General features: G+C 69.1%; 20 protein-coding genes. 6 read left to right on the top strand and 14 right to left on the bottom strand.

The features are described from left to right. Positions 1 to 36: 36 nt before the first annotated feature. A complete protein-coding gene (locus WT60_RS31855; RefSeq protein WP_038754708.1) occupies positions 37 to 732 on the bottom strand; it encodes an MgtC/SapB family protein in 696 nt (231 codons plus the stop codon). A 108-nt stretch (positions 733 to 840) separates the two neighbouring features. On the opposite strand from WT60_RS31855, the gene WT60_RS31860 reads away from it, so the two are divergent. Next, positions 841 to 1,944, top strand: a complete 1,104-nt coding sequence (locus WT60_RS31860) for an AGE family epimerase/isomerase (RefSeq protein ID WP_059575544.1) — start codon at positions 841 to 843, stop codon at positions 1,942 to 1,944. 448 nt (positions 1,945 to 2,392) lie between these two features. Here the strand turns inward: WT60_RS31860 and WT60_RS31865 are convergent, their stop codons facing one another. Further along, positions 2,393 to 3,274 (bottom strand): LysR family transcriptional regulator, encoded by an 882-nt coding sequence (locus WT60_RS31865; protein WP_038754702.1) that lies wholly within the window; start codon positions 3,272 to 3,274, stop codon positions 2,393 to 2,395. Between the two features lie 131 nt (positions 3,275 to 3,405). Here WT60_RS31865 and WT60_RS31870 point away from each other — a divergent pair, with 131 nt between their 5' ends. After that, the gene (locus WT60_RS31870) at positions 3,406 to 5,028 is read left to right on the top strand and encodes an MFS transporter (RefSeq protein WP_236860898.1); all 1,623 of its coding nucleotides are present in this window, start codon (positions 3,406 to 3,408) and stop codon (positions 5,026 to 5,028) included. Between the two features lie 246 nt (positions 5,029 to 5,274). On the opposite strand, the gene WT60_RS31880 is transcribed toward WT60_RS31870, so the two are convergent. From WT60_RS31880 to WT60_RS31900, 5 genes are all read right to left on the bottom strand, one after another. Then, positions 5,275 to 6,888 carry a methyl-accepting chemotaxis protein gene (locus tag WT60_RS31880; protein WP_038754699.1) on the bottom strand — a complete coding sequence of 538 codons (1,614 nt, stop codon included), beginning with the start codon at positions 6,886 to 6,888 and terminating at the stop codon, positions 5,275 to 5,277. A gap of 169 nt (positions 6,889 to 7,057) precedes the next feature. After that, complete coding sequence (locus WT60_RS31885; RefSeq protein ID WP_038754696.1) at positions 7,058 to 8,521, bottom strand: GDL motif peptide-associated radical SAM/SPASM maturase; 1,464 nt, start codon at positions 8,519 to 8,521, stop codon at positions 7,058 to 7,060. Between the two features lie 78 nt (positions 8,522 to 8,599). After that, complete coding sequence (locus WT60_RS31890) at positions 8,600 to 9,190, bottom strand: DUF1842 domain-containing protein (RefSeq protein ID WP_038754693.1); 591 nt, start codon at positions 9,188 to 9,190, stop codon at positions 8,600 to 8,602. 52 nt (positions 9,191 to 9,242) lie between these two features. After that, positions 9,243 to 9,881 carry a DUF1842 domain-containing protein gene (locus tag WT60_RS31895; protein ID WP_038754690.1) on the bottom strand — a complete coding sequence of 213 codons (639 nt, stop codon included), beginning with the start codon at positions 9,879 to 9,881 and terminating at the stop codon, positions 9,243 to 9,245. Between the two features lie 90 nt (positions 9,882 to 9,971). Then, a complete protein-coding gene (locus tag WT60_RS31900; RefSeq protein WP_038754687.1) occupies positions 9,972 to 10,163 on the bottom strand; it encodes a DUF1843 domain-containing protein in 192 nt (63 codons plus the stop codon). Between the two features lie 380 nt (positions 10,164 to 10,543). Here WT60_RS31900 and WT60_RS34860 point away from each other — a divergent pair, with 380 nt between their 5' ends. Beyond that, entirely contained in the window at positions 10,544 to 10,906 is a 363-nt protein-coding gene (locus WT60_RS34860; protein ID WP_060355230.1) for a hypothetical protein, read from the top strand. Between the two features lie 140 nt (positions 10,907 to 11,046). Next, a complete protein-coding gene (locus tag WT60_RS31910) occupies positions 11,047 to 11,490 on the top strand; it encodes a PaaI family thioesterase (RefSeq protein WP_038754684.1) in 444 nt (147 codons plus the stop codon). A gap of 615 nt (positions 11,491 to 12,105) precedes the next feature. Here WT60_RS31910 and prpF read toward each other — a convergent pair. The 4 genes from prpF to prpB all read right to left on the bottom strand — a co-directional run bounded on the left by prpF (position 12,106) and on the right by prpB (position 18,250). Then, entirely contained in the window at positions 12,106 to 13,296 is a 1,191-nt protein-coding gene (gene prpF, locus WT60_RS31925; RefSeq protein WP_060355231.1) for a 2-methylaconitate cis-trans isomerase PrpF, read from the bottom strand. A gap of 156 nt (positions 13,297 to 13,452) precedes the next feature. Beyond that, positions 13,453 to 16,047, bottom strand: coding sequence for a Fe/S-dependent 2-methylisocitrate dehydratase AcnD (acnD, locus tag WT60_RS31930; protein WP_060355232.1), 2,595 nt, complete (start codon positions 16,045 to 16,047; stop codon positions 13,453 to 13,455). Positions 16,048 to 16,120: 73 nt separating this feature from the next. Then, positions 16,121 to 17,293: a 2-methylcitrate synthase gene (gene prpC, locus WT60_RS31935; RefSeq protein ID WP_038744225.1), complete on the bottom strand. Its 1,173-nt coding sequence runs from the start codon at positions 17,291 to 17,293 to the stop codon at positions 16,121 to 16,123. Between the two features lie 63 nt (positions 17,294 to 17,356). Next, positions 17,357 to 18,250 (bottom strand): methylisocitrate lyase, encoded by an 894-nt coding sequence (gene prpB / locus WT60_RS31940; protein ID WP_038744230.1) that lies wholly within the window; start codon positions 18,248 to 18,250, stop codon positions 17,357 to 17,359. Between the two features lie 217 nt (positions 18,251 to 18,467). Here prpB and prpR point away from each other — a divergent pair, with 217 nt between their 5' ends. Further along, complete coding sequence (gene prpR, locus WT60_RS31945; protein ID WP_052144995.1) at positions 18,468 to 20,489, top strand: propionate catabolism operon regulatory protein PrpR; 2,022 nt, start codon at positions 18,468 to 18,470, stop codon at positions 20,487 to 20,489. A gap of 530 nt (positions 20,490 to 21,019) precedes the next feature. Further along, positions 21,020 to 22,630 (top strand): methyl-accepting chemotaxis protein, encoded by a 1,611-nt coding sequence (locus tag WT60_RS31950; protein WP_038755267.1) that lies wholly within the window; start codon positions 21,020 to 21,022, stop codon positions 22,628 to 22,630. Between the two features lie 262 nt (positions 22,631 to 22,892). Here WT60_RS31950 and WT60_RS31955 read toward each other — a convergent pair whose 3' ends face one another. The 3 genes from WT60_RS31955 to WT60_RS31965 all read right to left on the bottom strand — a co-directional run bounded on the left by WT60_RS31955 (position 22,893) and on the right by WT60_RS31965 (position 26,145). Next, complete coding sequence (locus WT60_RS31955; protein WP_038755266.1) at positions 22,893 to 23,717, bottom strand: class I SAM-dependent methyltransferase; 825 nt, start codon at positions 23,715 to 23,717, stop codon at positions 22,893 to 22,895. Between the two features lie 202 nt (positions 23,718 to 23,919). Further along, the gene (pip, locus tag WT60_RS31960; protein WP_038755265.1) at positions 23,920 to 24,858 is read right to left on the bottom strand and encodes a prolyl aminopeptidase; all 939 of its coding nucleotides are present in this window, start codon (positions 24,856 to 24,858) and stop codon (positions 23,920 to 23,922) included. Positions 24,859 to 25,278: 420 nt separating this feature from the next. Then, complete coding sequence (locus WT60_RS31965) at positions 25,279 to 26,145, bottom strand: SAM-dependent methyltransferase (protein ID WP_038755264.1); 867 nt, start codon at positions 26,143 to 26,145, stop codon at positions 25,279 to 25,281. Positions 26,146 to 26,878: the final 733 nt, after the last annotated feature.

Below are 26,878 nucleotides of genomic sequence, written 5' to 3' on the forward strand. Positions count from 1 at the left end.
CCGCATTGTCTCACGCCCGCCGCGCGATCCCGCGCCTCAATCGTCCGGCAAGCCGCTCTTCTGCTCGGTGAAGCCCCTCACGCCCGGCAATTGCCGCAGCCGCGCGCACATGCTCTCGTATTCGCCGTCCGAAACGCGGCTAAGCGCGATCGTCACTTCGTCGCTGTCCGCCGCATCCTCGCTCTGCTGGACGATGAAGCGCTTGACGCGCGCGCTGTCGACGCCGAGCGCCGCGTGCAGCGAATCGAACGTCAGCGTGCCGCGCTCGACCAGCAGCACGAGATGACGGCGCTGGCGCACGGTCAGGTAGCGCCGCTCGAGCGGCTTGATGCCGGCGAGGATCACGAGAATGATGATGGTCGCCGCGATCGCCGCCACGTACAGTCCACCGCCCACCGCGAGCCCGACGGCCGCGACCGACCACAGGCTCGCCGCCGTCGTCAGCCCGCGGACGATCTCGCCGCGCAGCAGGATCGACCCCGCGCCGAGAAAGCCGATCCCCGAGACGACCTGCGCGGCCATCCGGGACGGATCGAGATCGACGTGCGCCTCGCCCAGCACGTCGGCGAAACCGAACGCCGACACGATCATGATGAGCGCCGAGCCGACGCACACGAGCATGTGCGTGCGCAGCCCCGCCGCCCACGAAAGTCGCTCGCGCTCAATGCCGATGACGCTGCCGAGCGCCGCCGCGAGAATCAGCCGCATGATGAGTTCGACGTTGTTCAGCATCCGCACTCTCCTTTTTTCGACGGCGGCGGGCCGCATGCTTTATCCTTGCCGCTCGGCCCGCATGTCCGGGGCCGCTTTCTTCCACCGTCAACCGCGTCGTCATTCGCCATGTCCGCACCCGTCTCCGCTTCCGGCCAGGCCGCTCAGTTGCGCCGCCACTTCGCGCAAGTCGTCTTGCCGCTCTGGCGCGGGCCCGGCTTCAACCAGGCGCTGCAACTGCCGTTCGAGGCCGTCGCGCCGGACACGCACGCGCCGCTGCCCGTCACCCGCTATCGCGCGATGGCGTGCGCGCGTCAATTGTTCGTGTTCTCGCACGCGGGCGACGCCGAGCACGCGCACGCGCTCTTCGCCGCATTGTGCCGCCACTTTCGCGATCCTCGCCACGACGGCTGGTTTTTCAGCGTCGACGCGCAGGGCGCGCCGCTCGATCGCACCAAGGATCTGTATACGCACGCGTTCGTCGTGTTCGCGTGCGCCGAGTACTTCGCGGCGTTCGGCAATCGCGACGCGCGCGAGGTCGCGCAGCGCACGGCGGCGCTGATCGGCGAGCGCTTCGCGCCGGCGCCCGGCAGCGCGCTGCTCGATTCGGCACGCGGCGAGGACTTCGCCGCGACGGCAGGCGGCCCGCTGCAGAATCCGCTGATGCATCTGACGGAAGGCTGGCTCGCCGCGAGCCGCGCGTTCGGCGACGCCGCGTTCGACGACGCGCTGCTGCGCACCGCGCAGGCGGTCGAGCGCACGTTCGTCGATCCGCATACCGGCTGCGTCGCGGAGCTCCCGCTCGGCAGCGCCGACAATCGCTTCGAGCCCGGCCATCAGTTCGAATGGTTCTATCTCGTCAACGCGGCGGGCGCGCGGCTCGCGGCGACGGGCCTGCCCGACGCGCTCGCGCGTGCGTACGCGTTCGCGCAGCGGCACGGCGTCGATCCGGGCACGGGCGGCGTCCGCGCGGCGACCGACGAGCACGGCGCATGCATCGACGGCACGCAGCGCATCTGGGCGCAGACCGAATATCTGCGCGCGCTCGCGACGCACGGCGGCGAGCCGGACGCGCTCGCCCGTCAGATCGCCCGCTTCGCCGAGCGATTCCTGCATCCGCGCGGCTGGTACGAGTGCAAGACCGCGCAGGGCGACGTGTCGCGCGCGGACATGCCGTCGACGACGCCGTATCACCTCGCGACCGCGTACGCATCGCTGCCTGCGGATGCTTGATGCTTGATGCTTGATGCGCGGGGCGCGGGGCGCGGGGCGCGGGGCGCGGGGCGCGGCGAAGGCGCCTCGGCGCGAGAGGCCGATGTGCCGCGCCGCCGTGCGCGCCCGCGCATTTGCGTCGGCGCAGTCGCGATTTCATATCGCAAAGCCTGCAGGTGTGTTTATGCGCCTCTCGCATCGAGCATCGAGCATCGAGCATCGAGCATCGAGCATCGAGCATCGAGCATCGAGCTCCGGACCCGGCTCCGAGTCCCGAGTTCCCGGTTCGGAAACCTAAACCCCGAGTTTCGCGCTCCGTGCTCCACGCCTCGACCATCAAGCCGCAAGTTCCGAATTCCGCGCTCCCAACCGAGCTCCCAACCGAGCCCCCCAAGCTCGCGGCATCGAGCCCCGGAAAACGAATCCCCCCAACCGCCGAATCCCCCGCCGCGCACGACTCGGCTCTCCGCTAAAGCGTCGCCTGCCGCACGTACCGCACGAACGCGCGCACGGCAGGCGCCTTCTCGTGCTTCCGGTACGCGAGCGCGACTTCCGACGGAATCGGCTTGCCCTCGATCGGCCGATACGCGACGCCCGGCAGCGAGACGCAGCCGACGAGCGCCTGCGGCACGACCGCGACGAATCCGCTGACCGACACGTACGCCAACACCGCGACAAGCGCGCCCGGCCGCGCAGCGACGATCGGCTCGAAACGCCCGCGGCGCGCGACTTCGAGCGTGCCGAGCGCCTGCTCGGGCACGACGAAGCGCTCGCCCGCGAGCGCGGCCGGCCGGATCGATTCGCCCGCCGCGAGCGGCGAATGCGCGGGCACCGCCGCGACGAACACGTCGCGATGCACGGTGTGCGTCAGCACGCCGTCCGGCAACGGCAGCGGCGGACGCACGTACGCGACGTCGAGCGTGCCCGCGTCGAGTTGCGCGGCGACGGCGCCCATCGAGACCTCCCGCACGTCCACGCTGATGCCCGCATGCGCGTCGCGAAACGCGCCGATCGTGCGTTGCAGCACGCCCGAGTACGCCGCCGACGACACGTACCCGACCTCGATCCGCCCGATCTCGCCGCGCTCGGCGAGCGCCGCCAGCTCCCGGCCGCGCGCGAGATGCGCGAGCGCCGCCTCGGCCTGACCGACGTACACGGCGCCCGCCGCGCTCAGCGCGACCGAGCGCCGCGTGCGATGAAACAGCCGCACGCCGAGCAGCCGCTCCGCGTCCTGGATGAGCCGCGTCAGCGCGGGCGGCGCGATGTCGAGCTCGTCCGCCGCGCGGGCGAAGTGCAAATGCCGGGCGACGCAGAGAAATGCGCGGACGTGACGCAGTTCGAGGCGATCCATTTATTGCTCCATGATGCAATAAAGATGAATTTCTATATCAATGACGTGCAATAGGCGACCAGCCTAACATGCCGTTCCCCCTTCGCGTCACGGTGTCCGGCATGCACGATTCGCCTTCTCGATCCGCTCCGATGGAGCCCATCCTTCATGTGCCGGGGTCGCCCGCCGCACCCACGCCCGCGATCACGCCCGCCCCCGCGCCCATTGCCGCGCCGGGCTCCGCCGCGCCCCCGCGCGCGCACCGCAGCACCGCCTGGCGCGCGCTCGCGACCGCCTCCGCGACCTGCTCGCTGATCGTGCTCGACACCAACGTCGTCGCGGTGTCGCTGCCGTCGATCGCCCGCACGTTCCACGCGAGCTTCGCGGACATCGAATGGGTGGTGAGCGCGTACATGACCGCGTTCGCCGCGTGCCTGCTGCCGGCGGGCGGCCTCGCCGACCGCGCGGGCCGCAAGCGCGTGCTGCTCGCCGGGCTCGCGGTGTTCTTCGTCGCGTCGCTCGGCTGCGGGCTCGCGCCGTCGGCCGTGTTCCTCAACGTCGCGCGCGCGGTCAAGGGCGTCGGCGCCGCGATGCTGCTCACGTCGGCGCTCGCCGTGATCGCCAACCGCTTCCCCGACGGCCGCGACCGCGCGCGCGCATGGGCGATCTGGGGGATGTGCATGGGGATCGCGACGACGATCGCGCCGCTCGTCGGCGGCGCGATCGCGCAATGGATCGGGTGGCGCTGGATCTTCCTGCTGAACCTGCCGGTGTGCATCGCGCTCGCCGTGGCGGTTCGCGCGACGATCGACGAATCGCGCGACCCGCACGCGAAGCGCATCGACGTGCCGGGCAGCGTGCTGTTCGGCTCGGCGCTCGCGATCGGCATCTGGGCGCTGATCGACGCGCCGTCGCTCGGCTGGTCGGCGCCCGGCACGCTCGCGCGCTTCGCGGCGAGCGCGGCGCTCGTCGTGGCGTTCGTCGGCGCCGAGCGCTGGCAGCGGCGCCCGATGATCGACCTCGCGCTGTTCGGCGAACCGCGCTTCGTCGGCGCGCTGCTCGCGATGTTCGGCTACGCGGCGTGCGCGCAGGTGATGATGACGTTCCTGCCGCTCTATCTGCAGATCGGCTTCGGGATGTCCGCGATCGACGCGGGGCTCGGCATGCTGCCGTTCGCGCTCGCGATGGTCGTCGGGCCGTCGCTCGGCGCGGCGCTGTCGGCGCGCGCGCCGGCCGCGACCGTGCTCGGCTGCGGGCTCGCGCTGATCGGCATCGGGAATTTCGCGACCGCGGCGTTCGCGGGCGCGTCGCATTACGGCCTCGTCGCGCTCGGCATGCTGATCACCGGATGCGGCGCGGGCATCCTGAACGGCGACACGCAAAAGGCGATCATGGCGTGCGTGCCGCCGGAGCGGACCGGGATGGCGTCGGGCATCAGCACCACGACGCGCTTTTCCGCGATCGTGACGTCGGTCGGCGTGCTCGGCGCCGTGCTCGCCGCGCGGACCCACGCGGCGCTCGCCGAACGCGTCGCGCACACACCGGACCTGCTCGGCGCGCTCGACGCGCGCTTCATGTCGAGCCTGCTCGCGGGCGACCTCGCGCAGGCGTTACGCAGCCTCTCGCCGCATGCCGGCGCGGCGCTCGCGCGGATCGCGCCGTCCGGCTTCGCGAGCGGCTTTTCGGTCGCGCTGTGCGTGAGCGGCGCATTCGCGCTCGCGGCGGCCGTCGCGGTGCGGCTGCTCGTCGGCGCGACGCCGAAGCGGGCCGCGTGAACGCGCCGCTGTCGCGGCCCGAGCGGAGCGACGGATGAGGCAAGGCCCGTGCCGCTCACGTGCCTCGCACCACGCACCACGCACCACGCGCCTCGCACCACGCACCTCGCGCCTCGCACCACGCACCACGCACCTCGCGCCTCGCACCACGCACCTCGCGCCTCGCGCCTCGCACCACGCACCACGCACCTCGCGCCTCGCACCACGCACCTCGCGCCTCGCGCCTCGCGCCCGGCTCGCTCGACGCTACGCGCCCGCGAGCCGCGGCTCGGCCGCATCGGCGCGCGTCGCGGCGCCGGCCGGCCGGCGTCCGCGCGCGTCGCCCAGCTCGAACACCGAAACCGACCGCTGCAACTGCTCGGTCTGCTCGTTCAGCGACCCGGCCGCCGCCGCGACTTCCTCGACGAGCGCCGCGTTCTGCTGCGTCAACTGCTCCATCTGCGTGACGGCCTGATTCACCTGCTCGATCCCCGCGCTCTGCTCGATCGACGCGGCCGTGATCTCGGTCATCGTCTGCGCGACCCGCCCGATCGACGCCGACACCGAGCGCATCGCCTCGCCCGCCCGCTCGACGAGTTCGGAGCCGCCGTCGATCTGCGCGACCGATTCCTCGATCAGCGCCTTGATCTCCTTCGCCGACTGCGCGCTGCGCTGCGCGAGCGAGCGCACCTCGCCCGCGACCACCGCGAAGCCGCGCCCTTCCTCACCCGCGCGCGCCGCCTCGACGGCCGCGTTCAACGCGAGAATGTTGGTCTGGAACGCGATGCCGTCGATCACCGCGATGATCTCGGCGATCCGGCCCGAGCTGTGCGCGATCGCGTGCATCTTGTCGATCACGTCGTCGACGATCGCGCCGCCGTTCTTCGTCGTCTGCAACGCATCGTCGGCGAGCGCGCTCGCCGCGCGCGCGCTGTCGCTGTTCTGCCGCACGGTTGCGGTCAGCTCCTCCATGCTCGCCGCCGTTTCCTCGAGCGACGCGGCCTGGCTCGACGTGCGCGCGGACAGATCCGCGTTGCCGCTCGCGATCTCGGCCGCGCCGAGGTGGATCGCGTTCGACGCGTTGCGCACGGTGCGCACGGTCCCCGCGACGCTCGCCTGCATGTCGGCGAGCCCGCGCAGCAGGCGCTCGATTTCATGGACGCCGTGCGGCGTCACCTTCTCGTCGAGACGGCCGCGCGCCATCTGGTCGAAGTGCACGCACGCCTGCGCGAGCGGCGCGACCACCGCGCGCCGCGCGACGACGTAGATCCCGGCGATGCACGCGAGCATCAGCACGAGCAGCACCACGCCGACGGTCTCGAACCAGCGCATCCCGGTGTCGATCATGCCGAGCGCGTGCTGGCTCGTCCGGCCGCTGAAGTCCGAGAACGTGCGCAGTTCGCCGAGATAGGTGTCCTGGATCTCCTGCGTCGGCTGGTCGAAGAACGCCTGCATGTTGTTGGTTTCGAGGAACCGCACGAGATCGACGAGCGCCGCGTGGTACTTGCGGTAGCGGTCGGTGAGCGCCGCCGCGCGCTCGGTGTTCTCGGCGCTGATCGTCGGCGCGGCGGTGAAGTCGGCGAACGCGCGATCGGCGAGCGTGAGCTGGTCGCGCACGTGCTGGAGCGTCTCGGTGGGCATCGGATCGCCCTTCACCATCCGCGTGCTGGCGCGGGACAGGTTGGTGCGGGCGTCGAGCATGTGCTGGGTCGCGACGGTCGCGGCATCGACCTGCTTGATCGCGACGTTGGACAAATCGTCGACGTTGCTGCGCGACGCGGACAGCGACCAGAAGCCGAGCCCCTCGACCGCGATCAGAAACAGGCAGAACACGACGAGCACGCCGAGCAGCCCGGATGCGAGCTTGATTTTGCTGAACATGAATTTCCGTTAGAGCCAAGAAGAGATACTGCCTTGGCTTTAGCGGCATTTCGGCGGCGGACTTGAGCGATCACGCATGCGGCGTAGGGACTCTTCGATCGCTCGAGGCCCGCCGGACAAGCCGAGCGAGCCGAACGAGGCGCGGGCGAGCCCGCCCGCGCGGGCCGCCCTACGTCGACGCCGGCAGGCCCAGCAGGCGCTCCAGATCCTGCATCAGCGCGTGCCGGCGCTGCGTCTCCTGCTCGTAGGCTCGCGCGGCCGCTTCGATGTCGCTGCCGCAATGCGGGCAGGTGCGCTCGCTCGGGTACACGTAGCCGTCGCAGTTGCGGCACAGCTTCAGCCTCGGCGGCACGCGCCCGACGTCCGGCGAGCGCTTGCCCCTGTTCTTCCACGCGAGCTCGATCACCTGCCCCGAGCGGACGATGCTCGACACCGGCTCGCCGTCTTCGATGCGCTCGGTCACGAGATCGAAGCGGCCCACCGCGAACGACGCCGGGCCCGCGTCCTGCACCTTCGCGATCCGCTCGCGCAGGCCCTGTTTCCGCAGCTCGAGCACGCGATAGTGGCAGTACGGATTGTTGCCCGGCTTGCCGAGCAGCGAATGCGACGTCCACGTGCATCCGCCGCGGCACACGTCCGCGTAATAGCAACTGCGGCAAAAGCCCCACAGATCGTCGACCGAGCGCAACCGGCCGAAATGGATGCCTTCGCTCGTGCGCCAGATGTCCTCGAGCGACAGGTCGCGCACGTTGCCGCCCGAGAAGCCGACCGTCGCGAGCGACGGGCATCCCTTCACGGTGCCGTCCGCTTCGAGCGCGATCACGGTCTGGCCGGCCGCGCAGCCGCTCCAGTGCACGCGCTCGTCGCCGAAGCCGCGCCACAGATGCTCGTAGGGGCCGTAATAGCCGATGTTGTTGCCGACGTTCATCAGCAGGCCCCGGCTCAGGCCGTCCGTATACAGCTTCGCGAGGAGCGGCATCAGTTCGGCCAGCCGGTACGGCTGCAGCAGCAGTTCGTCGTTGTCGACCGCGTTGCCCATCGCGACCGTCAACTGAATCTGCCAGTGCGTCGCGCCGAGCTCGATGATCGTGTCCATCAGCGCGGGCAGGTCCGCCATCGTCTGCGCGCCGATCTGCGTGTTGACGCTCACCGCGAGGCCCGCGTCGCGCGCGCGGCGCAGCGTGTCGACGGCGCGATCGAACGCGCCCGGCACGTTGCGCACCTTGTCGTGCAGCGGCGCGAGCCCGTCGAGCGACACGCCCACGCCGTTCAGGCCGGCCTCGACCGCTTGCGCGAGGCGCTTCGGCGTCAGGTTGCGGCCGCCCGTCTGGATCGCGCAATACATGCCGTGCGAGCGGATCGCGCGGATCAGCTGCGTCCAGTCCTTGCGCAGATACGCCTCGCCGCCGATCATCGACACCTCGCGCGTGCCGAGCCGCGCGAGCGCGTCGATCACCTCGAGGCATTCGGCGGTGCTCAGCTCGTTCGTCCGCCGGCGGCCGGCCCGCGAGCCGCAGTGCAGGCATTTGAGATCGCAGGCGAGCGTGATTTCCCAAACGGCATGAACCGGGACGAAGCGTTGATAGTCGCGGTCGACCAGGTAGCGGGCCGGGCGCGCGTCCAGTGTGCTCATGTCGATGTCTCCTCGTGGGGCAGTGGCCGCCGCACGCGCGGAACACCCCCGCGCGTGCGGCAAGTCGCGCGGCCGCGCTCAGCGGCGCGCTTCCAGGCGCGAGATTTCCGCTTCGAGCTTGTCGAGCTCGGCGGCGATCGCGTCGTGGTCGGCGAGTTGCTGCTCCGCCTGCTGCGCGAGCCCCTTCATCCGGCTCAGATCGCCGGACGCCCGCGCTTCCTGCAGGCTGACTCCGTACAGCACGCCCACGTGCTCGTGCGGCGGATCGAGCGGGATCAGCGAGTTGTCTTTCGACACGATCGCGTGCTCGATCGAATGCCAGCGCCCTTCGTGCAGGTAGCGATAATTCGCCGTACCCGACTGCCAGTCCTCGGTCAGCAAGCCGTTGAACTCCAGAATCACCACCTGCGGCGCGACCGGACCGCTCGGGCTGCCCGTGACGCTCAGCGCGATCATCGGCGGCGACAGCGGGTCGATCCTCATCAGATGGAACTGCCCGGTGACGCGCGCGCGGAAATGCAGCGGCGGATAGATCGGCTGGGTGATGCGTGCGAAGCCCGAGACGATCTTCTCGACTTCGTTGACGAGCAGATACAACCAGAGGACCGGCGCGCCGAGATTGGGCGTCGCGACGCGAAGTTGGACGGGAAACAGACCGGTAGTAGCCATGACGTTAGCTCCACGAAGATGTACGAACGATGTCGATGCAAGCCCGCGCCGCTCACTGCCGGCTTTCGAGCTTGGCGATTTCCGCCTTCAGCGCGCCGAGCGCGGACGCGATGTCGTCGCGGCTTTCCAGCTGCTGGCGCGCGTAGGCGGCGAGCGTCTTCATGTGCGCGAGATCGCCGGACGCGGCCGCATACTGGATCGTCACCCCGTACAGCGGCACCGGCCCGTAAGGGGTGCGCGACGATTCGCGAATGACCGGGCCGGGCTCGAGCGGCACGACTTCCGGATCGGCCTTGACCGGTACGTTCTCGACTTCGTGCCAGGTGCCGTTCGAGTAATAGCGATACGACGCGACGCCCGTCTTGCCGTCGCCCTTGAGCAGCAGCTCGCCGAAGAACGTGATCATCGAATTCGAGTGCGGCCCGCCCTGGTTGCCCTGCAGCGAGATCTGCACGATCGCGCCGCGGCCGTCGCGACGCGGCGGCGGGCCGAGCCGGAACACGTAGGTGCCCCAGACGTCCGCGCGGAAGTTGAGCGGCGGATTCACGGCCTGCGAGATCGTCGCGGTGCCGACGACGCTATGGTCGACCGTGTCGACCACCAGATTGAGCACGAGCTGCGGCGCGCCGGGCAGCCCGGTGCCGACGATGTAGCGAACCGGAAACAAACCGACACGAAGATCTTCGGACATGTGAGCCTCCTTGATGCGGGTGGTTGAACGACGACGAAACACTGAAACGCCGCCGCGGCGAAACGGCGCGCCGAAGCGGCGCTCTCGCGGCTACTTCCGTTGTTCGAGCTTGGCGATTTCGATCTCGAGCAGCTCGAGCGCCGTGGCCAGGTTGCCCTGTTCGCTCAGCAGCGTCTGTGCCTGCTTGCGCAGCGACTTCATCTGCGTGAGATCGCCGCCGGCGATCGCCTGATGGATCGCCACGCCATACGGCGTGATCGGATGACCGTGTGCTTGACTCATGATTTCCTCGTTGAAAATGACGATGGCCGACAGCCCCGTGCCCTCTCCTGCAACCGGCGATATGCGTCTGGCTGTCGTGGTTCTGCAGGATCGGGAGTTTCGTCGATGAATGACGCGTTTCTCGCCATGCGGCGACACGGCGTCCCGCGCCGTGCCGCTTGCCGCCCGTGATTTGCCATTACTTGTCCTTCTGAACAGGCGCGTCGTTGTTCTGCGGCGGTAACGCGGTTGTCTCCGTACGCCCGTCAGGCGGGACGCTTGCGCGTCGTCGGCGGGTCTGCGTACTAAGGTTAGGTCGCCTGCGCGCTTTCGCTATCTACCAAAACTGGTAGTGGTCTGCCGAATGCCGGGCCTGCGGAGCGAGCGGCCCGGCGCCAGGCATGCGCAACGCTCGGCTCGAGCGTTGCATCGCGCGGTCGGCGCGGGCTCGGCGCGCGATCCGCCGGCGAACTGCCGGCGAACTGCCGGCGATCGATGCAGCGACCGACGCCCCGCTCGGCATCGGTCCGACGATGCGCCGGCGCATCGCGCATCGCAAGCCGCGCGCCGTGCATCGCACCGCACGCAGCACGCCGCGCGCCGCGCGCCGCCATTCGCCAGCCGCCAGCCGCCAGCCGCCAGCCGCGGCAGCATTGTCGGGAGCCGCCGCCTTCGAGCATGCCCCGGTTTCGCGCCGCCAAACGCGGCTTCGGCGCGATTCGGCACGGCTTCGGCGCGATTCGGCGAACGAACCCCGCCAATAGTGCGCCGGCACGACGAATTTCCTTGCGTATCGCCCGCCCCCTTCCTAGAGTGGAGCGCAAAGAGCCGGATTGCATCGGCGGCGCGCGCATCGCACCGCATTGTTCAACGTATCAATTCAATCGATAGCGAAGGAACGTCGATGACCGACATCGTGGACCACGCGCGCGGCGCCCTGCGCGCGCAACCCTTCAGCATGCTGCTCGGCACCGAGCTCGTGCACATCGGCGGCGACGAGGCATCGCTGCGCCTGCCGATCCGCGACGAGCTCAGGCAGCAGTACGGCTTCGTCCACGGCGGCGTCATCAGCTATCTCGCCGACAACGCGCTGACGTTCGCCGGCGCGCTCGCGCTCGGTCCGCGCGTCGTCACTAGCGAATACAAGATCAATTACCTGCGCCCGGCCGTCGTCGGCACGCTGATCGCGCGCGCGAAGCTGATTTACGCGGGACGGAATCAGGCGACCTGCCAGTGCCACGTGTTCGTGATCGACGGCGATCACGAACGGCTCGTCGCGGTCGCTCAGGGCACGATCAACCGTGTCGGGGACGGGCGCGAGCCGGGTGCGGTCGAAGAAAAGGCGTAGCGCGTCGGCAAGCTGCGCGTGCGGGGAGGCGAGCGGCCTCGTCGGCCGCGTGAAACGGCGGGGCGAGCGTGGAAGACGGCACGCGGCTTGGGTGACTTGGGTGACTTGGGTGACTTGGGTGACTTGGGTGACTTGGGTGACTTGGGTGGCTTGGGTGGCTTGGGTGGCTTGGGTGGCGCACGGTACGGCAGCGAATCCGCCGTTGCAAAGCGGTCGCGCCGAACATCGGAATAGCGGCATCCCGGATCACCACCATGCGCGATCGTCGGGATGCCAAATCATGGAAGCTTCAGATCACCGCAGCATCGGGACGCGGAAGCGCCCGGATGGCGAACCGCACGCGCGTCGAAGCTTTGAAGCACTAAATTCAAGGAACTCCGGAACTTTCGAGCTTCGAGCTTCGAGCCTTCGAGCCTTCGAGCCTTCGAGCCTTCGAGCCTTCGAGCCTTCGAGCCTTCGAGCCTTCGAGCCTTCGAGCCTTCGAGCCTTCGAGCATCGGAGCTTCCGGGCATCGGAAAGCAGGAACGTCAAAACGCCGAAGCACCCGATCATCGAAACAGCGCCACGACTAACCACCCGAACGCCCGGTCATCGCCCCGTCCAAGCGCCGAAGCGTCAGAACGCGTCGCCCGGCACCCGCACGAAGCCTTCCATCAGCACGCGCGCGCTGCGGCTCATGATCGCCTTCGTGACGACCCACTCGCCGCCCGCCTGCTTCGCCTCCGCGCCGACGCGCAACGTGCCCGACGGATGCCCGAAGCGCACGGCCTCACGCTCGCCGCCGCCCGCCGCGAGATTCACGAGCGTACCCGGAATCGCGGCCGCGGTGCCGATGGCCACGGCCGCCGTGCCCATCATCGCGTGATGCAGCTTGCCCATCGACAGCGCGCGCACGAGCAGATCGACGTCGGCGGCCGCGACGCGCTTGCCGCTCGACGCGACGTAGTCGGCCGGCTTCGCGACGAACGCAACCTTCGGCGTGTGCTGGCGCGTCGCGATTTCGTCGAGCGATGCGATGAGGCCCATGCGCAGCGCGCCGTGCGCGCGGATCGTCTCGAACATCGCGAGCGCCTTCGCATCGCCGTTGATCGCGTCCTGAAGCTCGGCGCCGGTGTAGCCGATCGTCGCCGCGTCGACGAAGATCGTCGGAATGCCCGCGTTGATCATCGTCGCCTTCAGCGTGCCGACGCCGGGCACCTCCAGATCGTCGACGAGATTCCCGGTCGGGAACATCGCGCCGCCCGCGCCCTCCTCGTCGGCCGCCGGGTCCATGAATTCGAGCTGCACTTCGGCGGCCGGGAACGTGACGCCGTCGAGCTCGAAGTCGCCCGTCTCCTGCACCGCGCCGCGCGTGACCGGCACGTGCGCGACGATCGTCTTGCCGATGTTCGCCTGCCAGATCCGCACGATCGCGACGCCGTTCTCCGGCACGCGCGCCGGATCGATCAGCCCGCCCGCGATCGCGAACGGGCCGACCGCCGCCGACAGGTTGCCGCAGTTGCCGCTCCAGTCGACGAACGGCTTGTCGATCGACACCTGGCCGAACAGGTAGTCGACGTCGTGATCGGGACGCGCGCTCTTCGCGACGATCACCGTCTTGCTGGTGCTCGACGTCGCGCCGCCCATCCCGTCGATCTGCTTGCCGTACGGGTCGGGGCTGCCGATCACGCGCATCAGCAGCGCATCGCGCGCGGCGCCGGGCTTTTGCGCGGCCTCGGGCAGATCCTGCAGGCGGAAGAACACGCCCTTGCTGGTGCCGCCGCGCAGGTACGTCGCGGGAATCCTGATTTGAGGGAGGTGAGCCATGGTTCGTGATGTCCTGTGTCGATCGATCGGAGCGAGTGCTTCGGCACCGACTCCGATCTCATGCAATGCAGGTGGGCCGGGGCCGCCCGCGCGCGGCGAACGGCCCCGCAAGGCGGCGCGTCGCCGCATCGCCCGGCAACGCGCGTCACCGCACCGTTACGCCGCCTTCGACGATTCGAGGAAGTCCTGCGCGAAGCGCTGCAACACGCCGCCCGCGTCGTAGATCGACACTTCCTCGGCCGTATCGAGCCGGCACGTGACGGGCACCTCGACGCGCTCGCCGCTCCCGCGATGGATCACGAGCGTGAGATCCGCGCGCGGCGTGCGCCCGCCGATCACGTCGAACGTCTCGGTGCCGTCGATGCGAAGCGTCGTGCGGTTCGTGCCCGGCTTGAACTCGAGCGGCAGCACGCCCATGCCGATCAGGTTCGTGCGGTGGATGCGCTCGAAGCCTTCCGCGACGATCGCCTCGACGCCCGCGAGCCGCACGCCCTTGGCCGCCCAGTCGCGCGACGAGCCCTGGCCGTAGTCGGCGCCGGCGACGACGATCAGCGGCTGCTTGCGATTCATGTAAGTCTCGATCGCTTCCCACATCCGCATGACCTTGCCTTCCGGCTCGACGCGCGCGAGCGAGCCTTTCTTCACCGCGCCGTCGACCACCGCCATCTCGTTGATCAGCGTCGGGTTCGCGAAGGTCGCGCGCTGCGCGGTCAGGTGGTCGCCCCGGTGCGTCGCGTACGAGTTGAAGTCTTCTTCCGGCAGACCCATCTTCGCGAGGTATTCGCCGGCCGCGCTGTCCAGCAGGATCGCGTTCGACGGCGACAGGTGGTCGGTCGTGATGTTGTCGCCGAGCACGGCGAGCGCTCGCATGCCCTGCAGCGTGCGCTCGCCCGCGAGCGCGCCTTCCCAGTACGGCGGGCGGCGGATGTACGTGCTCCGCGGCCGCCAGTCGTACAGCGGCGCCGCGCGCTCGCCGGCGTCGGCCGCGCGCGCGAACATCGGCTCGTAGACGCGGCGGAATTGCTCGGGCTTCACGCTCGACGCGACGATCGCGTCGATCTCCTCGTCGGTCGGCCAGATGTCCTTCAGCGTGACGGGCTTGCCGTCCTGGTCGTGGCCGAGCGCGTCCTTCTCGATGTCGAAGCGGATCGTGCCGGCAATCGCATACGCGACGACGAGCGGCGGCGACGCGAGGAACGCCTGCTTCGCATACGGATGGATGCGGCCGTCGAAGTTGCGGTTGCCGGACAGTACGGCCGTCGCGTACAGGTCGCGCTCGACGATCTCCTGCTGGATCTTCGGATCGAGCGCGCCGGACATCCCGTTGCAGGTCGTGCACGCGAACGCGACGATGCCGAAGCCGAGCTTCTCGAGTTCCGGCAGCAGGTTCGCTTCTTCCAGATACAGCTCGACCGCCTTCGAGCCGGGCGCGAGCGAGCTCTTCACCCACGGCTTGCGCGTAAGGCCGCGCGCGTTCGCGTTGCGCGCGAGCAGGGCCGCGGCGATCACGTTGCGCGGGTTGCTCGTGTTCGTGCAGCTCGTGATCGCGGCGATGATCACCGCGCCGTCGGGCATCTCGCCCGCCTTCTCTTCCCACCGGCCGGCGATCCCGCGCGCGGCGAGGTCCGACGTCGGCAGCCGCTTGTGCGGGTTCGACGGGCCGGCCATGTTGCGCACGACGCTCGACAGATCGAACGTCAGCGTGCGCTCGTATTGCGCGTTGGCGAGCGTATCGGCCCACAGGCCCGCCGCCTTCGCGTAGGTTTCGACGAGCTTCACCTGCTCGTCGCTGCGGCCCGTCAGGCGCAGATAATCGATCGTCTGCCCGTCGATGAAGAACATCGCGGCCGTCGCGCCGTATTCGGGCGCCATGTTCGAGATCGTCGCGCGATCGCCGAGCGTGAGGCTCTTCGCGCCCTCGCCGCGGAATTCCAGATACGCGCCGACCACCTTTTCCTTGCGCAGGAATTCGGTGAGCGCGAGCACGACGTCGGTCGCGGTGATGCCGGGCTGGCGCTTGCCCGTCAGCTCGACGCCGACGATGTCCGGCAGGCGCATCCACGACGCGCGGCCGAGCATCACGTTCTCCGCCTCGAGGCCACCCACGCCGATCGCGATCACGCCGAGCGCGTCGACGTGCGGCGTGTGGCTGTCGGTGCCGACGCAGGTGTCCGGGTACGCGACGCCGTCGTGCGCCTGGATCACGGGCGACATCTTCTCCAGGTTGATCTGGTGCATGATGCCGTTGCCGGGCGGAATCACGTCGACGTTCTCGAACGCCTTCTTCGTCCACTCGATGAAGTGGAAGCGATCCTCGTTGCGGCGATCCTCGATCGCGCGGTTCTTCGCGAACGCGTCCGGATCGAAGCCGCCGCACTCGACGGCGAGCGAGTGATCGACGATCAGCTGCACCGGCACGACCGGATTCACCTTCGCCGGATCGCCGCCGCGTTCCGCGATCGCGTCGCGCAGGCCCGCGAGATCGACGAGCGCGGTCTGGCCGAGGATGTCGTGGCACACGACGCGCGCCGGAAACCACGGGAAATCGCGCTCGCGCTTGCGCTCGACGAGCTGTTTCAGGGAATCGGCGAGGATCGCCGGGTCGCAGCGGCGCACGAGGTTCTCGGCGAGCACGCGCGACGTGTACGGCAGGGCGTCGTACGCGCCCGGGCTGATCGCGTCGACGGCGGCGCGCGCGTCGAAATAATCGAGCGACGTGCCGGGCAGGGGTTTGCGGTTGGCAGTGTTCATTGCGTGGGGACAGACTGGGTAACGATCGTCGCGAAACGGCCGGGCGTCGCGCCCGGCCGCCGGGTGCCGCCGATCAGCGCTTCTCGATCGGCACGAACTTCAGGTCTTCCGGCCCGGTGTAGTTCGCGCTCGGGCGGATGATCTTGTTGTCGACTCGCTGCTCGATGATGTGCGCGCTCCAGCCGGACGTGCGAGCGATCACGAAGAGCGGCGTGAACATCGCGGTCGGCACGCCCATCATGTGGTACGACACCGCGCTGAACCAGTCGAGGTTCGGGAACATCTTCTTGATCTCCCACATCACCGATTCGAGCCGCTCGGCGATGTTGAAGAGCTTCAGATCGCCTGCTTCCTTCGACAGCTTGCGCGCGACTTCCTTGATCACCTTGTTGCGCGGATCGGAGATCGTGTAGACGGGGTGGCCGAAGCCGATCACGACTTCCTTGTTCTCGACGCGGCGGCGGATGTCGGCTTCCGCTTCGTCAGGCGTGCGGTAGCGGTTCTGGATCTCGTACGCGACCTCGTTCGCGCCGCCGTGCTTCGGCCCGCGCAGCGCGCCGATCGCGCCCGTGATCGACGAATAGATGTCCGAGCCCGTGCCGGCGATCACGCGGCCCGTGAACGTCGACGCGTTGAACTCGTGCTCCGCGTACAGGATCAGCGACGTGTGCATCGCGTCGACCCACGATTTCGACGGCGTCTTGCCGTGCAGCAGGTGCAGGAAGTGTCCGCCGATCGAATCGTCGTCGGTTTCCGTTTCGATCCGGCGGCCGTTGTGCGAATAGTGATACCAGTACAGCAGCATCGAGCCGAGCGACGCCATCAGCCGGTCCGCGATGTCGCGCGCGCCCGGCAGGTTGTGATCGTCCTTCTCGGGCAGCACGGTGCCGAGCACCGACACGCCCGTGCGCATCACGTCCATCGGATGCGCGGACGCCGGCACCCATTCGAGCGCCGCCTTCACGTTCGCGGGCAGCCCGCGCATCGCGCGCAGCTTCGCCTTGTACGCGGCCAGCTCGGTGACGTTCGGCAGCGTCTCGTGCACGAGCAGGTGCGCGATCTCCTCGAATTCGCTCGAGCCGGCGATGTCGAGAATGTCGTAGCCGCGGTAATGCAGATCGTTGCCGGTCTTGCCGACCGTGCACAGCGCCGTGTTGCCCGCCGCGACGCCCGACAGCGCAACCGACTTCTTCGGCTTGAAACCGCCCGCGGCGCTCGTCGCCGCCGCTTCCTTCGTCTCGCTCATCCTTATACTCTCCTGGGTTCGAATCCGTGATTCCCTGCTTCGGTGCTCGCGCGCATCCGCGCTTCAGTTCCGGCCTTGGCTGAAGAGCTGGTCCAGCTTCTCTTCGTATGCGTAGTAGCCGAGATACTCGTACAGCTCCGCGCGCGTCTGCATCGTCGGCACCGCGGCCTTTTGCGTGCCGTCGCGGCGCACCGTCTCGTAGAAGTTCAGCGCGGCCTTGTTCATCGCGCGATACGCGCCGCAGCAGTACAGCGCGATGTCGACGTTCGCGCTCTTCAGCTCGTCGAGCGTGAAAAGCGGCGTCGAGCCGAACTCGGTCAGGTTCGCGAGAATCGGCACCTTCACCGCTTCCTTGAAGCGGCGGTAATCGTCGAGCGTCTTCATCGCCTCGGGGAAGATCATGTCCGCGCCCGCCTCGACGTACGCGATCGCGCGCTCGATCGCCGAGTCGATGCCCTCGGCCGCCGCGGCGTCGGTGCGCGCCATGATCACGAAGGTCTCGTCGGTGCGCGCGTCGACGGCCGCCTTGATCCGGTCGACCATCTCGCCCGTCGGCACGCATTCCTTGCCCGGACGGTGGCCGCAGCGCTTCTGGCCGACCTGATCCTCGAGGTGCACCGCGCCGACGCCCGCCTTGATGAACGAGCGGATCGTGCGCGCGATGTTGAACGCGCCGCCCCAGCCGGTATCGATGTCGACGAGAAGCGGCAGGTTCGTCGCGTTGGTGATCCGGTTCGCGTCGACGAGCACGTCGTCCATCGTGCTGATGCCGAGATCGGGAATGCCGAGCGAGTTCGCGGCGACGCCGCCGCCCGACAGATACACCGCCTTGAAGCCGACCGCCTCGGCCATCTTCGCGGCGTACGCGGTGATCGCGCCGACCACCTGCAGCGGCTGCTCGGCCGCGACCGCCGCGCGGAACTTCGCGCCGGCGCTGATCAGTTGTGGGTTGCCCATCGACTCCTCCTGAAAGATGCTCGTCAAGAGCAAGGTCCGGGCCAGGCCGATCGCCGGCCGCTAAGCTGCTGATTCTGCGCGCAATCCGCGCTTGCCGCTCATGTCGGACAATTGCAATTTCGAAATTGAAATTCCATATTTGAAATCAGCGCGCGATAATGCGAATCGTCATCCATCCGGCCGAGCGCCGCGCGCGCCCGGCCTTTCGGTCTCGATCATGAGCACCCTACCCGAAACCGGCGTGCGCCCGCGCGTCTGGGCGGTCGGCATCAGCCGGCTGCGCGCCCTCTTTCGCGACATCGCCGACGAATACGAAGAGCGCGCCGACCTGCGGATCGTCGCGCGCGGCTACGAGGAAGCGATCACCGCGCTCGCGACGGCGGGCGGCGAGCGGCCCGACGCGATCGTCGCGGCCGGCTCGAACGGCACCTACCTGAAGGCGCGCGTGCGCGTGCCCGTCGTGCTCGTCAATCCGACCGGCTTCGACGTGATGCACGCGCTCGCCCGCGCGCGGCGCGACGCGAGCCGGATCGCGCTCGTCAGCTACGGCGAAACGCCGCCCGAGGTGCGCAGCTTCGTGGCCGCGTACGGGCTCGACGTCGTGTTCGCGTCGTACCAAAGCGCGCAGGAAGCGGAAACGCGCGTGCTCGAAATGCGCGAGCGCGGCATCGAGACCGTCGTCGGGCCGGGGCTCGTCACCGATCTCGCCGCGAACGTCGGGATGGGCGCGGTGTTCGTGTACTCGCACGCGTCGGTGCGCGCGGCCGTCAACACCGCGCTCGAGGTCGCGCACGCGACGCACGCCGAGGCGCTGCGCCGCGAGCGCCTCGACAACCTGCTGCAGCATCTGCGCGACGGCGTCGTCGCGCTCGACGGCGACGGGCGCGTCGAGGCGATCAACGAGCGGCTCGCGCTCGCGCTCGGCGTCGAGCCGTCGGCCGCCGTCGGCCGCGCGCTGCACGAGCTGACGCCCGAGCTGCGCACGCTGCGCGCGGCCGACGGCGACACGCTCGCGACCTTGCGCGGCGTGCGCTACGTCGTGCATCGCGGGCCGCTCGCCGCGAGCGGCGGCGCGCCCGGCAGCGTGCTGACGTTCCAGGAATCGCGCGCGGTCGAGCGGCTCGACCGCACGCTGCGCTCGCATCAGCACGCGCAGCAGTTCACCGCGCGCTACCGGCTCGACGACGTCGTCGGTGCGTCGCCCGCGATCGCGCACGCGCGCGATCTCGCGCGGCGCTACGCGAAATCGGACGCGACCGTGCTGATCCTCGGCGAAAGCGGCACCGGCAAGGAGATGATCGCGCAGAGCCTGCATGCGCTGTCCGCGCGCCGCAAGTATCCGTTCGTCGCCGTGAACTGCGGCGCGTTTCCGGAAGCGCTGCTCGAGAGCGAGCTGTTCGGCTACGAGGAAGGCGCGTTCACGGGCGCGCGGCGCGGCGGCAAGGCGGGGCTCTTCGAGGCCGCGCATCGCGGCACGCTGTTTCTCGACGAGATCGGCGAGATGCCGCCGTCGCTGCAAAGCCGGCTGCTGCGCGTGCTGCAGGAGCGCGAGGTCGTGCGCGTCGGCTCGACCGAGCCGATCCCGATCGACATACGCGTCGTCGCGGCGACGCACCGGCCGCTCTTCGCGGCCGTCGAGGCGGGCGCGTTCCGCGCGGATCTCTATTACCGGCTCAACATCCTGAACATCGGGCTGCCGCCGCTGCGCGAACGCGCGGCCGACATTCCCGCGCTCGCCGCGACGCTGCTCGCGCAGGCCGCGCAACGCGAGCCGCGGCTCGCGGACAGGCTGCGCGACGCGCACGACGCGGCGCGCGCGCTCGCGGCGGCGAACGCGGCGTTGAGCCGCTATCGATGGCCCGGCAACGTGCGCGAGCTGCAAAACGTGATCGAGCGGATCGCGGTGGAGCTCGCCGATGCCGACGAGCGCGGCGACGCGGCGGCGAGCGTGGACACGCTGCGCGCGATCGCGCCCGAGGTGCTCGCGAGCGACGCGTTCGCGGCGGGCGGCCAAGGCGAGCGCGGCGGCAACGCGGATGCAGGCGATGGTGGCGACGATGACGCCGCGCAAGGCCTGACGCTCGTGCAACGCCGCCGGCGCGCGGAAGCCGACGAAATCCGCGCCGCGCTCGACGCATGCGGCGGCGATCGCGATCGCGCGTGCGCGATGCTCGGCATCAGCAAGACGACGCTGTGGCGCAAGCTCGCCGCCGACGAAGGGAAAGCGCGGCAGCGGTAAGCGCGGCGGCGGCGTGTGACGCGCAACCGGGAACTTGCGGCGAAGCGCTTTCGCTTCGGTTCTTGCGGTTTGCGGTTTGCGGTTTGCGGTTTGCGGTTTGCGGTTTGCGGTTTGCGGTTTGCAACTTGCATCTCGCGACTTGCGACTTGCATCTCGCGTCTCGCGTCTCGTGTCTCGCGTCTCGCGTCTCGCGTCTCGCGTCTCGCGTCTCGCGTCTCGCGTCTCGCGTCTCGCGTCTCGCGTCTCGCGATTTTCAGCTTGCGGCATTCGCAGCGCGTTGTCCTCGCGCCTTTCGTCGCGATTCTCGCTTCGTCACGCGATTCGTCGGCCGCGACGCGCCCGCATTGCCTGCGCGCCCCGCCCGCTCGCACGCGCATCCCGAGCATCCCGACGCATCCCATCGCATCCCGGCATCCGCGATTCGCCTGCCCGTCGCGCTCAATCATCTGATTTAAGGAACCCGGGCCCGCGCCGATAACCAGCCATCGACGCAGGCCACACGGCATTCACCCAGCAACGCCCGAAATCAGATGAAGCTCCGCCACAAAATCCCGCTTGCCTTCGCGGCAGCCCTCGTCGTCACATCCGCCGGCGCGTTCTACGGCATTCATGCGCTCAACCGCTCGCTCGACACGTACGCCACGACGGTCCAGCAAAACGCCGCGAACGAGCGGATGGTGTCCGCGACGCTCGTCGCGTTCAAGCTGCAAGTGCAGGAATGGAAGGACACGCTGCTGCGCGGCAAGGACCCGGCGAAACTCGACAAATACTGGAGCGCGTTCCAGCAGCGCGAACGAACCGTCGGCGCACTCGCCGCCGAACTCGAATCGAAGCTGCCCGACGGCGAAAGCCGCAGGCTGATCGAGCAATTCGCGTCGGCGCACGTGGAAATGGGGCGAGGCTATCGTAAGGGATTCGAAGCATTCAAGGCGTCGGGCTTCGATCCGTCGGCGGGCGACCAGGCCGTGGCCGGCGTCGATCGCGCGCCCGCCGCGCTCCTCGAAAAGGCCGCGCAGGACATCGCCGCCGACAGCGCGCGCGAATCGGCCGAAGCCGCGAGCAACGCCGCGCACGCGACGACGGTCAGCATCGTCGCGACGCTCGTCGTGTTCGCGCTCGCGCTCGCCGGCGGCGTCTGGTTCAGCGGCGCCGTCACGCGCCCGCTCGCGCGCGCGCTCGCCTGCGTGCGCCGGGTCGCGACGGGCGATCTGTCGACGCCGATCGACGCGCGCGGCGACGACGAGATCGCCGAGCTGCTCGCCGCGCTGAAGGACATGCAGGCGAGCCTGTCGCGCGTCGTCCACGACGTGCGGCACAGCGCCGACGGCGTCGCGACCGCGAGCGCGCAGATCGCGTCGGGCAATCTCGATCTGTCGTCGCGCACCGAGGAACAGGCGGCGTCGCTCGAGGAAACGGCGGCGAGCATGGACGAGCTCACGTCGACCGTGCGCCGCAACGCCGAGCATGCGCAGCATGCGTGCGCGGTGGCCGCGGGCGCGTCGACGACCGCGACGCGCGGCGGCGACGTGATGCGGCAAGTCGTCGACACGATGCGCGGGATCGCGGACAGCTCGGGCCGGGTCGCCGAGATCATCGCGGTGATCGACGGCATCGCGTTCCAGACCAACATCCTCGCGCTGAACGCGGCCGTCGAAGCCGCGCGCGCGGGCGAGCAAGGGCGCGGCTTCGCGGTCGTCGCGGGCGAGGTGCGCACGCTCGCGCAGCGCAGCGCGACGGCGGCCCGCGAAATCAAGGCGCTGATCGAGCAGTCGGCCGAACGCGTCGGCGCGGGCTCCGCGCTCGTCGGCGACGCGGGGCGGATCATCGGCGAGATCGTCGGCTCGGTGCGGCAGGTGACGGACATCGTGAGCGAGATCGCGTCGGCGTCGAACGAGCAGAGCGTCGGCATCGAGCAGGTCAACCATGCCGTCGCGCAAATGGACAACGTGACGCAGCAGAACGCGGCGCTCGTCGAGGAGGCGTCGGCGGCGGCGCACGCGCTCGCCGAGCAGGCGCGCGCGCTGCACGGCGCGGTCGCGGTGTTCAGGCTGCAAGACGATCGCGTGAGCGAGCGCGGCGACGCTCGCGGCGCGCAGCAGCCCGCCGAGCAAAAACTTCGGCTGGCGGACGCGTTTGTCTGAACGCCCGGCGAGCCGCGCGCATACCACCGGCGCTCGCCTCGGCGCAACTCGGTGCGGCTCTGTGCGGCTCTGTGCGGCTCTGTGCGGCTCTGTGCAGCTCTCTCGATGCGGCTCGGTGCAGCTCGGCTCGGCTAAGCGCGACTGAGCGTGACCGAACGACTGAACGAAACAGAACGAAACTGAACGAAACTGAACGCAACAGAACGAAACTGAACGCGACGCAGCGAATCACATGCGACGCATCAATGCAACCGCATCCACGCTACGCACTCGGCTTGCTCGCGACGAAGTGAAACCACGCTTCGCCGCCGAGATCCTGTTCGCGCCGCAACGGCTTGCCGGTCGAGCCGCCGAACGCCGCGCGCAGCTTCAGGCCGGCGGCATCGAGCTGCCTCTGCTGCGTGTCGAAATCGGTATACATGATGAGTATCCCGAACTTGTGCGCGGCGCACACGCGCATCGCATAGCCGTCGAACGTTCGATTGAAACGCGAATTCCGGACATAGTTGAACGCGCCGACCGGCAGCGAATAGGCGATCCGCGCCGCATCGATCGCGAGCGCGAGCGGATTCGCCGAGCGCCGCGGCAGACGAACGAGCCGCGACGGCCCTTCCCGATAGCTCGGCCCCGCGAGATTGTGCGTCGAAAACAGCGCGAAGCCGCCCGGCCGCAGCACGCGCGCGAACTCCTTCAGGATCGACATCCGGCCATCGTGATCGACCGCGTCGATGCCGTTGTAGCTGAACACGACGAGCGAAAAGCTCTCGTCGGCGAACGTCGACATGTCGCGCGCGTCCATCCGGTGCACGCGCGTGCCCGGATGATTGCGCCGGCAGATCTCGACGAGCTCGGGCGTGTAGTCGACGGCCGTGTAGTCGGCGCTGATCGACTTCAGCAGCGGCACGGTGCGCCCGCCGCCCACGCCGACGTCGAGGATCGGCTCGTCGCGCACGCGCTCGGCGATCCATGCGAACGCCGCCGCCTCGCCGGGATCGGTCCAGCCGGATGCGCGCCCGTATCCGCGAAGCGCGCTGCGGCTGCGCCAGACGGCCTGATTGATGCGGTCCTGCACGAAACCTGCGTTCACGACTCCCCCTCTTCGCCGACAGCCTCGGCGAATCGCCGCACTTCGTTGAACTCGCTTCGAGTATCGTCATGCGCGCTCACGCATCTCTGTTCTGCGGCTTACACTGGCGGAGATTTCGAAGAAAGGCTCGAAGCGGCGCGCCACGCGCGCACCGCTTCGCGATGCGGCGAGACGTGCGTCGCACGCGATGCCCGATCGCGAATCAACGCTCGCGCGCGAAGCGATCGGTCGCCGCGATCAGCGCGCGCAGGATGCCCGGCTCGTCATATGCGTGTCCCGCGTCGGGCACGATCTCGAGCGATGCGCGCGGCCACGCCTTCGCGAGCTCCCACGCGGTGCGGGCGGGCGTCGCGACGTCGTAGCGCCCCTGGACGATCGCGCCCGGAATGCCCGCGAGACGATGCGCGTCGCGCAGCAACTGCCCTTCCTCCATGAAACCTTGATGAACGAAGTAGTGATTCTCGATGCGCGCGAACGCTAGCGCGTAATGCGCGTCGCCGAAATGCGCTTCGTGCACGGGATTCGGCAGCAGCGTGATCGTCCGGCCTTCCCAGATGCTCCATGCGCGCGCGGCTTCGTGCTTCGCCGCCTCGTCGTCGCCCGTCAGCCGGCGGCGGTACGCGGCCATCAGGTCCGAGCGCTCGGACGGCGGAATGGGTGCGACGAACGCCTCCCAAAGATCGGGAAACAGCCACGACGCGCCTTCCTGGTAGTACCACAGCAATTCCGCGCGGCGCACCGTGAAGATGCCGCGCACGACGAGCTCGCTCACGCGAGACGGATGCGTTTGCGCGTACGCGAGCGCGAGCGTGCTGCCCCACGAGCCGCCGAACACGAGCCAGCGCTCGACGCCCGCCATCTCGCGCAGCCGCTCGATGTCGTCGACGAGATGCCACGTCGTGTTGTTCTCGAGGCTCGCGTGCGGCGTCGAGCGGCCGCAGCCGCGCTGGTCGAACAGCAGCACGCTGTAGCGCGCGGGATCGAAGAGGCGGCGGTGATCGGCGCGGCAGCCGCCGCCCGGCCCGCCGTGCAGGAAGACGGCCGGCTTGCCGTCGGGATTGCCGCACAGCTCCCAATACACTTGATGGCCGTCGCCGGTGTCGAGCAAGCCTTGCGCGTAGGGTTCGATCGGTGGGTACAAGAGGCGCTCCGGATGAATGGAAGAAAACGACCGGAGCGATCGTGCGCGGACGACGGGCGCGGGTGCGCATCGTCGGCCGGCGGCCCCGGTTCGGCGTCGAAAGCGACGCTTCATTATGCCGAGTCGACGGAAAATCGGCGCGCCCGTTCGCGCCAGTCCGCGCCAGTCCGCGCCCGGTAGCACCGCTTGCGCGCGGTCATCGCCCGGCCGCCCGCGCTACCCGTCGCGGCGCAACGCGCCGACGAGCAGCGCGAACGCCGCCGGCGGCTGCCGGCGGCCCGCATGGTGGAGGTAAGAGCCCGGATTCCCCGGGCACCCGCCGTCGAGCGCACGCTCGAGGCGGCCCTGCGCGACGTGAATTCGTCGGCGCGCCGGACTATCGGACTATCGGGCGATCGGCGATCGGCCGCTCGATCGCGCCTAGATCTTCTCCGCGTAAGCCGTCCGTTCGAGCGGCATGCAGGTGAGCGCCCGACCGGTCGGCTCGATGTAGCGCCGCGCGAGCGCCGCAGGTTCGGGATGCTCGACGACGCGCCAGCGATAGGGTTCGAGAAAGCCCTGCAAGTCCTGCGGATCGAGGCCGAAATGCCAGAGCCGGCCTTGCTCGACGTAGCGCCGATGGAGATTCTCGTCGCCGTACAGATTCCGGCCGTCGATGAAATCCTTGCGCACGTAGGTCAACGCAAGCCGGCTGCCGCGCGCGACGGTCGCGAGAAAATCCAGCACCTTGCGCACGCCCGCCTCGGTCAGATATTGCGTGACGCCTTCCCACACGAAGAAGCTTCGCCTGCCGCTCGAATAGCCGTGCCGGGCCAGCTCCGCGGCGAGCGTCTCGCGCTCGAAATCGATCGGCACGAGCGTCACGTGCTCGGGCACCTCGCCGAACAGGCGGCGAAGGCGCCGCCGCTTCGCATCGATGTTCCGCGGTTGATCGACTTCCCACACGGGCACGCTCGCGAGCGGCGCGAGCCGATACGCGCGCGTGTCGAAACCCGCGCCGAGATTGACGAACGAATCGATCTCGCCGGCCGATTCGAGCAACTTCTCGTCGATGAAGCGCTTGCGGCACAGGATGCCGCCCCAGACGCCGGGGAAATTCCGGTCCGACTTCGCGGCCATCCAGGCCGCCCCGCGCGGGCCGATCAACGAGACGATCGCTCGCGTGCCAAGCGGCGCGATCGCGCCCGCCAGTTCGTCGACGATGATGCGCCGCTCCGCGGGAAGCCGTTGCTCGACGGCGACCATCGCAATCGGTCGCGCGCCGGTCTGCGCTGCTGTCAACGCCATGTCGACACCTCGTCTGAAAAGTTCGATGAATCCAGTGTAGGCCGCGCATCGGCCGATCGCGAGACGAATGCACTCGCATGCGCGCTCGCGCGAATTCCGCCGCGCCTGCGCTCATCGGCACGTTTCGTTCGTCTAATCGTCGTGCGCGCCGACAAAAACGGTTCCAACAAGCGATCTGATGCCGCGTGCCGCGCTTCGATGCCTGTTTCGATGCCTGTCTCGATGCCTGTCTCGACGCCGCGGACACGACGAGCGCCCCGGGCCGCGATGCCAAGCGCATTGCACATGGAACGTCAACGAAAGCGCCCTAGGGCCTGTTCCCGCTAATAACGGGCTTGCGCTGGCCGCCAGAAGGGCCGAGCACAAGGATTGCGACGAAGTGAATACTCGACGTATTCGCGAGGAGCATGACGCAGCGATCGGCCCTTCTGGCGGCCAGCCCCTCGACGGATTTTTTCGATCACGGGAACGTGCCTTAGAGCGCCTTCGCCTCAGCGACGGCCGCGCGCCGATTGCACCGGATACCGAATCATTCCGCGCCGGCGCTGCCGAACGTCGAATTCACCGGCCGCCGCCTCGCGCATGCAATCGTCCGGACGGCCGGCCCACGATCACGCCCCGCCCGGATCATTGCGCGTCCCGCCTTGCCTCGCTCGACATCCGCGCGTCACGCGTTCCGGCGTGCAGCGCGCCACCCACGCCGATCGCGCGGCGCGACACGCTCCGAGCGCAC

This window comes from Burkholderia sp. MSMB617WGS (genome assembly GCF_001532025.2).
Lineage (GTDB): Bacteria > Pseudomonadota > Gammaproteobacteria > Burkholderiales > Burkholderiaceae > Burkholderia > Burkholderia savannae.